The sequence below is a fragment of the Nocardia sp. NPDC005978 genome (assembly GCF_040614455.1).
Classification (GTDB): Bacteria; Actinomycetota; Actinomycetes; order Mycobacteriales; family Mycobacteriaceae; genus Nocardia.
Genome location: NZ_JBEXUS010000013.1, coordinates 38,524 through 50,536 on the forward strand (window position 1 = coordinate 38,524; position 12,013 = coordinate 50,536).

Genomic DNA, 12,013 nt, shown 5'->3' on the forward strand with positions numbered 1-12,013 from the left:
AAACCGCCCCTTTATCCGGACAACACTGTCCGGTATCGTCCACGCTCGACAGCTGCCTTGTGGCGACCGTCACGCCCTGGCTTCTCTCCCCCCCGAAGGGTCTCTCCCGATGACAGCACTTTCGCGCCGGTCGATGATGACCGGTGTCGCCGCCGGTGCCGCACTCCTGGCCACCGGCGCCCTGACCCGGCCGGCCCCGGCCGCGGCCCGGGTCAACCGGGTCGAACTCACCCGCGAGGACCACCGCGTCGTGGTGATCGGCTCGGGCTTCGGCGGCGGCGTGACCGCGCTGCGCCTGGCCCAGGCGGGCGTGCAGGTGACAGTGCTCGAACGCGGATTGCGCTGGCGCACCGGACCGAACGCCGAGACCTTCCCGCGGGCGTCCGCACCCGACAAGCGCATCCTCTGGTACCGATCGAGCCCCAACCTCTTCGGTACCCCGATGGTGTTCGAGCCCTACACCGGTCTGGTCGAGGCCGTGCCCGGAACGAATATGACCGCGCTGTGCGCCTCCGGCGTGGGCGGCGGTTCGCTGGTGTACCAGGGCATGTCGCTGCAACCCACCGAAGACCTGTTCAACACCTGGTTCCCCCAGGAACTGGACTGGGCGACCCTCAACCGCGTGCATTACCCGCGCGTGGCCCGGATGCTCGGGCTCGCCGAAGCCCCCGACGAACTCATCGCGACCGACAACTACCGGGTCGCACGGATTTTCGCCGATCGCGTCCGGCAGGCGGGGATGCCGCTGTCCAAGATCCCTATGCCCATCGACTGGAACTACGCGCTCGCCGAGCTGCGCGGGGAGATGAAGCCGTCGTACTCCAACGGCGACGGTGCGATGGGCGTGAACAACGGCGGCAAGCATTCGGTCGATGTCACCTACATCGAACAGGCCGAGGCCACCGGCCGGGTCCGGGTCGAAACGCTGCACGAGGTCACCGACATCGAGCGCGGGCGCGACGGACGCTGGGTGGTGCACGTGCAACGCCTGGACACCACCGGCGCGGTCGTGGAGAACAAGATCCTCACCACCGGGGCCCTGGTCATGGCGGCCGGAAGCCTCAACACGACACGGCTGCTCGTGCGCGCGAGCGCCAAGGGCCAGATCACGGATATGCCCGACGGCCTGGGTCAGGGCTGGGGCACCAACGCCGACCGGATCTATCTCTGGAACGACCCGACGGCGAATTTCGGTGCCGCACAGGGCGGGCCGGTGGTGTACGGCAGCAAGAACTGGAACGACCCGAAGTCCGCGTTCACCATCATCCAGGCGTCGATTCCACCGATGGGCGTCGACGCCGCCAGCACCATGATGGTCGGCTTCGGCGTCAGCGCGGACCGCGGTCACTTCAGCTACGACACCGCGCGGGACGACGCCACGCTCTACTGGCCACAGAACGGCGACGGCGACATCCAGAACAACCACATCGGCCCGGCTGCACACCGCATCGCGGCTTCCACGGGCACGCTGGTCGATACCAACCTCGCGTTCAATTCGACCTGGCATGCCCTGGGCGGGGCCAACATGGGCGTGGTCTGCGACCTGGACGGGCGGGTCAAGGGTCAGCCCGGCCTGTACGTGGTCGACGGCGCGCTGATCCCGGGCACCACCGCGGCCTGCAATCCCTCGATGACGATCGCGGCGCTGGCCGAACGGGCCCTGGACAACATCGTGGCCCGTGATATCGGCTCGCTCATCTGAGCGTCAACGAAAGAGGCCGTGCGACAAGATATTCCACGCCTGCCGGGAGACCTGCTCCCGGCAGGACGGGTCGGTCTTGGTCAGCAGGGCCGCCAGCATCGACAACGCCATGATCACATCGGCGGCCGTTGCTTCGGTCCGCACGTCGCCGCGCTGCGCGGGGTCGTCGATCTTGCCCGAGATCAGGACGAACAACCGGGTCGCCGGTTCGGTGAGCCGCGCGTCGAACGTGGATTCGGGGTCGATGAGCGCGATGAGCGCGGCCGAGTCGGTGAGCTGTTCGACGATCATGTTCAGCAGTTCGCCCAGCGAGCGCCCGGGATCGGCGGCGCGCGCCTCTATTTCGGCGATGTTGTCGTCGAATACCGCGAGCGCGATCGCTTCCCGATTCGGAAAGTGCCGGTACAGCACGCCCTGACCCACGCCTGCGGTCCGCGCGATCGCCGACAGCGGTGCGTCGAAGCCGTTCTCGGCGAAGATCGTTCGCGCCGCCGCGAGAATCGCCGCCCGGTTTCCAGCCGCCGCGCTCGGCCCCTTGTTGGTTCGGCGTGCGGTGGTCATCACCTGGAGATTACCGGAGCCGGGCGCCGCCGATCGCGATACCCGTCGCCGATCGGCGCACGAGAACGACCGTTCGACGCCACTTTTCGACCTCCGGGCGCAACCCGGATGGGCGTTCACCACACGAATGCCAGTCTCGAGTCCGCCCGCCGACAGCGCGGCTACAGAAGGAATTTCATCATGCGAACAGGCCGAAGACGTCCTGGCTCCCGGTCCCGCCGACCGTCCCCTCGCCGCGGTTCGATGCTCGCCTGCGCGGTGCTCGGTGCGGTCTCGATCGTGGTCCCGGCCGCGTCGGCGACCGCCGATCCCGCCGTACCGGGCTGCGGCGCGGATCATTTCGTGGCCGGTTGGACCGCGAGCGTGACCGACGCGGTCACGCCCTTGGACCCCACCGGCACCGTCGTCCCGTCCGTGGTCTCGGATCAGAGTTTCCGGATGATGATCACCCCGCACCTGGGCGGTTCGACCCTGCGCATCCGGTTGAGCAACCGGTTCGGGTTGACTCCGGTCACGTTCGGCGCGGTCACCGTCGGGACGCAGGACATCGGCGCGGCGGTGCGGAATCCGCGACCGGTGACCTTCGGCGCGGGTCGCTCGGCGGTGGTGCCGGCGGGAGCGGAGATCGTGAGTGATCCGGTCGAGCTGAGCTTCGCGGCCTTCACCCGGCTGGCGGTGAGCATCCACGTCGCCGGGACCGCGGGACCGCCGACCAAGCACTGGAACGCCAACGCCACCTCGTACTACTCCCCCACCGGCAGTGGCGATCTGACCGGCGGCGACAGCGGTGCGGGGTTCACCGAGAAGACCTATTCGTGGCTCTACGTCGACGCGCTCGAGGTCTCGGCCCCGGCGTCGACCCGGTCCATCGTCGCGTTCGGCGACTCGATCACCGACGGCATGATCACCAATTCACCGGTCGGAGTGCCCGCCGAGATCGCCCTGGCCGACACCGACGGCCGCTACCCGGACGTGCTGCAACGCCGGCTGGACGCGGCCGGAATCCCCCTGTCCGTGGCCAACGCCGGTATCGGCAGTAATCGGCTGGTCACCGACGGGCAGCCGCTGATGCTCGGCCCCAGCGGAATACAGCGCTTCCGCCGGGACGCGCTCGAGCAGGCCGGGGTCGCGGGCGTGCTCGTTCTCGAGGGCATCAACGACCTGGGACTGCCGCCGCAGGCGAACGCGGATCAGATGATCTCCGGTCTCCGGCAGGTGGTGGCCGAGGCACGGCAGGCAGGGGTGAAGATCTGGCTCGGCACGATCCTGCCCGCGGCGGATGCCCTGGTCAACGGCGTGGCCATCGCACCGGCTAGTGAAGACTTCCGGCAGCGCATCAACGCGTGGATCCGCACCCAGCAGGTCGCGGACGGCGTGGTCGATTTCGATGCCGCGCTGCGTGATCCCGTCGATCCGACGGTGCTCGCGCGCGGTTTCAGCGGCCCGGACCGGCTGCATCCCAATCTCGCCGGCTATCGGGCAATGGCCGACGCGGTGGATCTGACCATGCTCGCCGAGGCACTCGAATGCTGAAACGGTGCACGGACTGCAACTATTCGACCCGGCTCTGAGCGGGGGATGTCCGCAAATTATGCGCGGACTGCAAGCAGTAGGTCAGGCGCGAGCCAGGGCCCGGAACCCGGGCGAGGCCGGAATGTGCGGCAGACCCGGTCGCAACACCACACCCTGTTCGGTGGTATCGACGTTGGCCTGCGGATACACGACCAGAACCTGTTTGAGCGCGGCGGTGAAGTCGCGCCGGAACTGGTGGCGGCGACGGCGATCGGACGAGTCCGCCCCGGATCCGAACTGCGCCATGAGCGATTCCCACGGCACGGTCGTCTCGCGCTTGACCGAGAACATGCGATAGGTCAGCCACGCGTAAATGTCCAGGCGCAGCGCCGAACCGCCCAGGGCCTTGATGGCGTTCATGTCCAGCGGAACCGGATGGGCGGTGACCTCGCGGAAGAACTCGTCGCTGAGCCGGACGGTCGAGGTGAACAACGACGGCTGTTCTTCGTCGGTGTCGGTGCCGCACCAGATGTTGTACGCACTGGCGACGTAGAGTTTCGCGCCGATCCGGCGGTTGGCGTCGCCCTTGTACTCGATGGTCAAGGTGGCGTTGAACAGGCGATGCGATTGGTTGCGCATCCGCGTGAGGGAACCGTTCTTCCCCCCGGTCGCGGTCAGGCCCATCGCGCCCATGAAGTCGGTGAGACTGTCCCCCAACACGATTTCCTGCGATCCGGTCCGCACCGCCTCGGTGGAGAGGAAGGTCAGGATCAGCCGTGGCATCGTGCCGTAGGGGTAGCCGATGGACTCGGGTTTGTTGTTCTCGTCGGTGGTCATGCCCGGCTGCACCGTCAGGGATAGGTCACCGTTGCGGCGGCCCCACGCCGGAACGTCACCCGGATCCCGATACGGTAGCGACGTCTGGGTGAACACGCGAGCCAGGTAACCGACCTCCTGTTCGCCATCCCATACCTCGGCGGCAGCGCGCACGATGTCCAACGGAGTTCGTTTGGGTCGTGGCATGGCCCCTAGTTTTGCATGATCACAGCGAAATTCCAGTTCTCACCGACCCCGTGTCCGGTTTCGGACGCCTCTTTCCTATCGTTCGCCCCGTCATCGCACGCATAACTCGCGGACACCTGCAGGTAGCGCGCGGGATCGCGCCGGGACGGGCACGCATAACTTGCGGACCGCCACCGAAACATCACCCGGTCAAGACCCCCTGTCGCGGTGCGCCCGGCGCATAACCTGCGGACATCGGCACGTCGGACCGTCGGGCTTCCCGACGTCGGACCGTCAGCCGGCGTCGGGAAGCCGGCCGTATCATCAGGCTCCGACCTGCGGTTCTTCGCGTCCCGCAACGCATAACTCGCGGACATCGGGGGAATCGAGCCGTCCGGACAGCGGATGAGCCGCGCGCGGGCCCCGATGCCACCGTGGTGCGGACAGGTGTCGGCACCGCTTCTGACCAGGGCGTTTCCCGCGACGCAGACGCATAACTTGCGGACATCGCCCCGGTGACGGGCGGTTCGGACGTCACGCATGGCTTGCGGACACCGAAACCCCTTGCCGCCCACGCATAAACGGCGGACGGGCACGCATATCCGGCGGACACGGCACGCATAACTCGCGGACACCGGCGTCCGCGCATAACCGGCGGACACCGCACGCATACCTTGCGGACACACCGCGGCCGATCACGCATACCTTGCGGACGCTGACCGGGTAATCACGCATAGCTTGCGGACGGTGGATAACCGGCGTCCGCGTGTTATGCGTGCGGTGAACGATGATTCTCCACGGGCGAGGTCGTCGTAGTCGCTGGCTGCCGGATAAATTCGCGGACGTCGTGTCCGCGTGTTATGCGCGGCGAATCGCGGGATGCCGCGCATAATAGGCGGACACTTACCGGGGTGAGTTATCCACGCATATCTCGCGGACGTCATACACAGTCCTGTGGACAACTCGGCCGCCGCACACGGGTTTCCGCGCATAACACGCGGACATCCGCATTGCCGTTTTCCCAGGACGGCGCGCATAACTTGCGGACGCCGCACGCATAACTTGCGGACGCGGCCCTCGTATTTCCGCAGGTGACACGCAGTAAATGGCGCCCCCATGTAGTTCTTCCCTGTTAGAAAAATCCTGTAGTAGGCTGGCGTCGGCTGTGAACAGAGACCTCGCACGGCCACTTCCAATGACTCCCAGCAGCTCTCGCTGCGGTTTCCTCGCTCCCGCTGTGTCCGGGCATGATGTTTGCCCTGCTCAGCCAGCGAATCCGGCTCGTATGGGCCGTTGAACAGGTTGCGTCGCAACGTCATTGACGAATCTGCCGATCCACCCCTCGCGCGGCCGCGTACACTCTTCGCGAATCCCGCTCTTGCGGTGAAGACTTCGGATATCCCGGCGCACTCGTCCGGTGCTGCTTTCCCTTTCACGGCCTCACCTGCACAAACGGAGGGCCGGTGCGACCGGGGATTTCCGACGCGATAGCGGGGAGCGGCGTGTCGTTGCGTGTCAACTCGACGGGGGATACATTTCAGTGAAAGATACTTGTTGTACCCATAATTCGGTATCCATCCTTGGCGAGGAGGAGCTAATGGCAGCGGGTGACGCACACACGGGCAAGAAGCCCATGGGCCGCAAGAGTCTCGGGCCGCGGCACGAGACCAAAGTCCGCTACCCCCAAGAGCTCGACCTCCAGGATCTGGCCCGGACCAACGGCTACACCAGCGTCAACCAGTTCATGTCGGACATGCTGTGCGTTCTCGCCGGCCGACCGGATCTGGCCACCCCCCAGGCGGTTCAGACCGTCCGAAGCTTCGAGGAGTTCGCCCAGGCATCGTGATCGCGCTTCCCAGACAACTTCATAGGTAGGCAGAAAAGACCGAAAGCCCTGGCCGTCAGGGCCAGAGCTTCACGGTTAGGTCGATAAGTCAGGGTTGCCGCCCCTTCTCGACCTGCGCCCGCCTTCGGATGTCGCACCCTCTTAAGTCTTGCAAACGCCAAGGGTGCGTATCCGACCAAAAGAAAAATCAGAAAAGGCTATGGACAGCTCTGAGGATACCGCATGTCCGTGTACCCGTGCACGGCAACAGCGGAGTGTTACCCCTCCCCCGGACGGCGTGTCGCTTGCGTGTTCTCGTTTTCGGAGCGAGTCGTCGTCGAAATCGCAGGTCTCTGGTAGCAAAGCTGCATCACGAAGCTCGCTGCCGGTGGACTTCGTGAGAGCTGCTGTACCCCACCAAGCTTGCCCGTCGTCGACCTCAACGGGAGCTCTGCCCACGCGTCGATGAACCGTTCCGCGTTCCGGTAGCACGGGATCGTGCCACCGCCCGCGAACGAATCGTCCCGCGTCCCCGCCCGAGTTCGGTGACCCCGCATACCCGGCCGGCGTCATGACCCGTCGCGCCCCGCACTGCTTCGAGGAGGAAAGCCCCCACAGTTCGTCGCTGAACCCACACCCAGACAACGTCATATGGGCATCGAACGAGTCGAGACAGACCACTCCCCCGGAGGGGAGGGCCTGAATCGATATCGAGACTACGGCGAGGCGACCAAACCGCCCCAGACCGAAAGGTTGCGGACCGAGCTGGAACTCGGGATCCGCCGGTGCCACCGTCTTGCAACGGAGGCTGCGCTTGCTCAGCACCTCTGAGGGTAGAGCATGCCCTCACGAGAGTTCCACCCCAACAGTGCGTGACACACCGATGGCGTATGTCACGAATCGGAAACGCACGGCCCGGGTGCCTGAAAAATGTGACACACGTCCGGTTTTGCCGGACATTCACGACATCTCGCCCACGGTCGTCGCCGCTCTCGAGGCCGAGTTGTTCAGGGGACCATGGGTTCTCATCGCCGCGGACAACACCTCCCCCGCTCGCGCCCGGAACCTGTCCGCGGCACGGGCAGACCTCGCGGCGGGCACGGCGCGCTCGATCGCGGGCCGGGTCCGGCCCGGCATCCTGGTCGCGGACATCGATCCACCGCCGGGATACGCGCTCGTGGGCGACGCCTGCGCGGAATCGCTGGTGAAATGGTGTGTGGACCAGGGGCTGCCGTATCTGGTGCGCGAATCGGGCCGCCCCGGTGGCAGGCACGTGCTCACCGCCGCCCGTAAGCGACGACATCGGCGGCAATGGCGACAACTGTGCGCGCGCCTGTCCCGGCAGTACGCGATCGACGTCGACGATCGCACCGGAAAGACGCTGCGCCTGCTCAGTTCTCCGCACCGCCAGGGACTGCCCTGCCCGGTCCTGTCGTGCACCCTGACCCCGGCCGACATCACCGCCATTCCGCACGCCGCACGCGATTGGGACAGGGGCGTGTCCGGACGGACTCGATTCCGAGGCGCGAGCTCCGGGCAGGGCGCACGCGACGGCTCCCGCTCCGCCCGGGAGTACGGCAAAGCCTGCGCACTGGTCCGCGCCGGTTACCGCGCCGCCGACGCCTGGCATATCGTCGCCGTCGCGGGCTCGAAAGCGCTGACGCGCGGTCGGCGCTGGTGGCAGCGCTACGAGTGGATGCCCGCGGTGACCACGGTGGCAGCCGAGCAGGGCCGTACCGAATCCGAGGCGTGGGCGTTGGCCCGAACGGCTTGTCCCCCGGGGTATGCCCGCATTCGACGCGAATGGTGGCTGGTGCTGTGGGAGCGGGCCGTCGTCGAAGCCACGACCAGCCGCCCCCGGCGATTGCACGTGGGCGACGTCCACGTCGATCTCGCTCGCGACTCGGCCCGCGAAATCGACGTGCTGCGCACGGAACTGGCCACGGCCGGCAACGCGGTGCTGCCGACCCTGCCCATCCGCCCGCAACGCCGTGCCAGCGTCACCAGGGTGCTGTTTCACCTGGCCGAGGTGCTGGTGAAGCGCAACGGCTCGATCAGCGTGCGCGATCTGGCCGAGCGAACCCTGATGGATGCCAAGACGGTTCGGGCGGCGCTGGCGGTGTGCGTGCGGGCCGGTCTGCTGGTGGTGGTCCACCGGTACAGCGGCGGTGCGAAGGACACGGCGGCCTACGGGGTGGGCCCGGAGGTGACGGCCGGGCACGGCGACCACCAAACTTCCCCCACTAGCTGTAGCACCCCCACCCCCGGGCGTGCCTCCCTCCCCCGCTTGCGCGCCCAGCACGCCGCCGACCGCCACCGCTGGGCACTCCGGTGCGACGCCCTGGCTCAACTGCTGCCTGGAGAGCGTCTGGCCACCAGCAACGGGCGCTCGGCGAAACTGCTGCGCTCCCTGCACCATCAACGCTGCTGGGTCCGCGCGCTCGATGCCGCCCAGCTCGAAACTCGCCGGGCACTGCGCCGCCGCCTGCTGCACGGCATCGACGCGACCGTGCGCTCGGCCTGGCTGAACTGGCTGGGGTTTCGCAAACGGCTGGTCCAATCCGTAGACCGTCTACAGTCCGACAATTGCCGCGATGAGGACCTCTACGTCATCGGTCTCGCCGATGACACCGTGCATCGCGGGCTCCGCGGTGCACGATGGCAGCCGAAAGGGGACTCGTACGCGGCTTGACGCACCCTTGCCCGGTGGGTTCGAGGGCTTTCGGCCGAGCGTTGATCAGACCGCGGCCTCGGCCTCGAGGTCGCCTTCGTCCGCGCTCTCCTCGGCTTCGCTTGCGAGCGCCGCGATCTCCTCGGCGAGGTAGAGCCGGAGCGCCTGGTCCACCAGGGCGCTGCGACTGCCCGCGTGCCACTCGTCGGCCAGCAGATCGAGCGATTCGACGTCGGTCGAGATGATGCCCGCCAGCGGAATCTTCACCGGCGGTTCGGCGTGACGACGGCGGCGCGGCCGGGAACTGTCGACGCGCTGGAACAGCCGGCCCTTCGGCTTGGCCTCGACCTGCTCGGTGAAGTGTTCGCGCAGTTCGGTTTCGAACTGCTCGATCGCGTCCAGGACGACCTCGCCGTAGCTGCGGCCCCGGCCCCGCTGCTGCTTCTCGGCGTGGGTGAGCCGTCGAAGCGCGTCGGCGACAACCGAAGCCACGTGCGCCTCGGGGGTGGACTGGGTGGCCCGGGCCCGGGCGGGGGCCTGGCGGGTGCGCTTGCTCGCCGCGGGCTCGGCCGCCGGGGCGGAACGGGCGGCCGTCTTTCGCGCGGGTTTGGGCGCGGGCGCCGGTTCCGGAGTTTCGACGGCCCGGAGGGTTTCGACCACGGCCGGAGGTGTGGGCAGGGTCGGCGGCACCGCTGCCGGAGGCGGCGGCGGGGGGAGCAGATCGTCGATGTCGTCGAGATCGTCGGACTTGAAGGCGCCCTTCCGGCTCATTTACACAACCTCCTTCGCGCGTTCGCCGGCAGCGAGGCGAACGAGAATTTCCTTGGTCAGCGCCTGATAGTCCGAAGCCAAGGGTTCCGCGTCACGTGACCAGCGTTTGACGGGCGCCTCGCTCGAATCCTCCCCGCCCTTGGGCGGAGTGAAGTCGATGAGCTCCTGGGGCGTGAGATGGAAGGCGCGTGCGTCGAGCGCGGTGGCCTTGTCCTGCCGGACGAAATTCCGGAACGGCTCGATGCCGGTGCCCTCGAGCAGATCCATGATCTTGCCGAGGGTGTCCTCGTTGCGGCGGACCGCGCGCGGATTGCAGTCGAACAGAATCATTCCCATGAGTTCGACGAGAGCGCCGTTCTTGCGGGCCCACAGGTAGCGGCGGGCGAGCAGTTCCGCGCCGTCGATGCTGCCGTCGTCCTCCTTGGTGGGAACGACCAGCCAGCTCACCACCTGGAGCAGAAGATCCAGGACGCCGCGGTCGCCGGGGCCGGAGTCGATGAGCACCAGATCGTACCGACCGGTGTCGATGAGTGCGTCGAGCGCGTTGAGCAGATTCTCCCGCGGATCGATCCCGTGCTGTTCGGCGTTGGAGACCACCGTGCCGGCCATCGCCAGCAGCTTTCCGCCGCAGACGAGGTCGAGTCCAGGGCGGACATCGAGCACCGGTTCGAGAGCGGAACCGTATTGGAGGGTCATCGCCAGCGAGCGCCCCTCATCGGAGTTCTTCACCCCGAGATCGCGCATCGTGCAGTTGCCCTGCTGATCGGCGTCGACCACGAGCACGCGCTTGTTGCGCTGTGCGACGGCCACCGCGATCGCGGCGACGATGGATGACTTGCCCACTCCCCCCTTCTGATTGGCCACCAGGATGGTTCGTCTGGCAGCTCGGGAAACGGGTAGCAAACGCGTACTGGTCACGGCGGCGACAGTACCCGAGCGAAGATCGTCGAAACAACAACCGCGAGGGGGTGTGTCGCGGTATGTCCTCGTGTCTGTGCGGTCGTCCGAAGTACCGCCAAATGCACTCCACTACAACTGATCTGCTGGTCAGCCTGTTGAGCGGTCGTAGCGGGCGGCTTCGGAAGGGCGGGTACTGCGGTCTAGGAACAGACCGGTGTGTCGACACGCCGAAGGGGCTTGTGGACGGTCGTTGCTTCGGCGGCGCGGGCTGTCTTCGCCGAGGTCGTGACGAGGGTCGGTGAAAGCACCTGTGGGGCAGCATGGTGGGAGGTAGTGCCGGTGATATCCGTTGCGATCGTCGTCGAGACCTGTCGTGCGGCCGGATTCGCTGTCGAAGAGAAGGCCGATGACACGACCGTGGATTCGGTCGTCGCCGTGGTCTGTTCGACGTTCGGAGCGGATACCTCATCGCATGCCGCTGCGGTGACAGTAGCTGCGGCGGTATCGATGACCATAATCACGCGCGTACCGGCGGCTATGTCTCTGGCGATAGGAAAGCCCTTGGCTCTCACCTTGTCTCGGGGCATAGCCGAGGTCCGAGATGTGACCTTCTGGATTGCCGAACGAGATGTCTTGACCATGACCGAGGCAATGACCTTGTTGTGCGCCGATTCTGTGGTCGCCGAACGTATCGGCAGTACGACACGAGATACGGCATTTGCCAAGGTCGCAGATGGGGAAGTCGATTCGATCGGATCGGCGGTAAGTGCACGGGTGGCAGCGCTGATCTTTGTTGCGGGCGTAGGGATCGCCCGTGCTGTGCTCGCGGGAACTGTCATCGCACAAGCCGTTTCCAAGGGGATGCATACACCCTCGAGGAAGACCGAGTCTGCGGCCGTCAGATCGGCGATAGATGTCGCCTTGATAAATACCTGGCCGCGTACCTGATGGAAGGCCTTGCTGTGCGCAGGCTTCCCTGTCGCATGGACGGCCCGAGTCCGGGGCAGTGAAGTGGCGATGTCTACGGCATTGGAAACCGCCTTGGGCACGGTCCCGCAGATGCCACTGA

Annotated in this window: 9 protein-coding genes; 5 read left to right on the forward strand and 4 right to left on the reverse strand. The window is 66.6% G+C overall.

Annotated elements, in window-relative coordinates:
- Nucleotides 1–109 precede the first annotated feature (109 nt).
- The gene (locus tag ABZ319_RS08560) at nucleotides 110–1,702 is read left to right on the forward strand and encodes a GMC oxidoreductase (RefSeq protein WP_354985710.1); all 1,593 of its coding nucleotides are present in this window, start codon (nucleotides 110–112) and stop codon (nucleotides 1,700–1,702) included.
- A 3-nt stretch (nucleotides 1,703–1,705) separates the two neighbouring features.
- Here the strand turns inward: ABZ319_RS08560 and ABZ319_RS08565 are convergent, their stop codons facing one another.
- Nucleotides 1,706–2,263, reverse strand: coding sequence for a helix-turn-helix domain-containing protein (locus ABZ319_RS08565; RefSeq protein WP_354985711.1), 558 nt, complete (start codon nucleotides 2,261–2,263; stop codon nucleotides 1,706–1,708).
- A gap of 243 nt (nucleotides 2,264–2,506) precedes the next feature.
- On the opposite strand from ABZ319_RS08565, the gene ABZ319_RS08570 reads away from it, so the two are divergent.
- On the forward strand, nucleotides 2,507–3,796 hold the full coding sequence (locus ABZ319_RS08570) for a GDSL-type esterase/lipase family protein (protein ID WP_354985712.1): 1,290 nt from the start codon (nucleotides 2,507–2,509) through the stop codon (nucleotides 3,794–3,796).
- Nucleotides 3,797–3,877: 81 nt separating this feature from the next.
- On the opposite strand, the gene ABZ319_RS08575 is transcribed toward ABZ319_RS08570, so the two are convergent.
- Nucleotides 3,878–4,798, reverse strand: a complete 921-nt coding sequence (locus ABZ319_RS08575; protein ID WP_354985713.1) for a replication protein RepA — start codon at nucleotides 4,796–4,798, stop codon at nucleotides 3,878–3,880.
- Between the two features lie 1,576 nt (nucleotides 4,799–6,374).
- Between ABZ319_RS08575 and ABZ319_RS08580 the strand changes: the two genes are divergently transcribed.
- Complete coding sequence (locus ABZ319_RS08580; RefSeq protein WP_354985714.1) at nucleotides 6,375–6,623, forward strand: hypothetical protein; 249 nt, start codon at nucleotides 6,375–6,377, stop codon at nucleotides 6,621–6,623.
- 928 nt (nucleotides 6,624–7,551) lie between these two features.
- Nucleotides 7,552–9,294 (forward strand): hypothetical protein, encoded by a 1,743-nt coding sequence (locus ABZ319_RS08585; RefSeq protein WP_354985715.1) that lies wholly within the window; start codon nucleotides 7,552–7,554, stop codon nucleotides 9,292–9,294.
- A gap of 45 nt (nucleotides 9,295–9,339) precedes the next feature.
- On the opposite strand, the gene ABZ319_RS08590 is transcribed toward ABZ319_RS08585, so the two are convergent.
- Both ABZ319_RS08590 and ABZ319_RS08595 read right to left on the reverse strand, forming a co-directional pair.
- Nucleotides 9,340–10,044: a hypothetical protein gene (locus ABZ319_RS08590; protein ID WP_354985716.1), complete on the reverse strand. Its 705-nt coding sequence runs from the start codon at nucleotides 10,042–10,044 to the stop codon at nucleotides 9,340–9,342.
- Nucleotides 10,045–10,962, reverse strand: coding sequence for an AAA family ATPase (locus ABZ319_RS08595; protein WP_354985717.1), 918 nt, complete (start codon nucleotides 10,960–10,962; stop codon nucleotides 10,045–10,047).
- Between the two features lie 315 nt (nucleotides 10,963–11,277).
- Here ABZ319_RS08595 and ABZ319_RS08600 point away from each other — a divergent pair, with 315 nt between their 5' ends.
- On the forward strand, nucleotides 11,278–11,892 hold the full coding sequence (locus ABZ319_RS08600; protein ID WP_354985718.1) for a hypothetical protein: 615 nt from the start codon (nucleotides 11,278–11,280) through the stop codon (nucleotides 11,890–11,892).
- The last annotated feature ends 121 nt before the right edge of the window (nucleotides 11,893–12,013 follow it).

What these genes read in the sequence shown, in the direction of transcription:
- ABZ319_RS08560 (WP_354985710.1), top strand. Translation starts at nt 110, where the DNA reads ATGACAGCACTTTCGCGCCGGTCGATGATGACCGGTGTCGCCGCCGGT.
- ABZ319_RS08565 (WP_354985711.1), bottom strand. Translation starts at nt 2,263, where the DNA reads ATGACCACCGCACGCCGAACCAACAAGGGGCCGAGCGCGGCGGCTGGA.
- ABZ319_RS08570 (WP_354985712.1), top strand. Translation starts at nt 2,507, where the DNA reads ATGCTCGCCTGCGCGGTGCTCGGTGCGGTCTCGATCGTGGTCCCGGCC.
- ABZ319_RS08575 (WP_354985713.1), bottom strand. Translation starts at nt 4,798, where the DNA reads ATGCCACGACCCAAACGAACTCCGTTGGACATCGTGCGCGCTGCCGCC.
- ABZ319_RS08580 (WP_354985714.1), top strand. Translation starts at nt 6,375, where the DNA reads ATGGCAGCGGGTGACGCACACACGGGCAAGAAGCCCATGGGCCGCAAG.
- ABZ319_RS08590 (WP_354985716.1), bottom strand. Translation starts at nt 10,044, where the DNA reads ATGAGCCGGAAGGGCGCCTTCAAGTCCGACGATCTCGACGACATCGAC.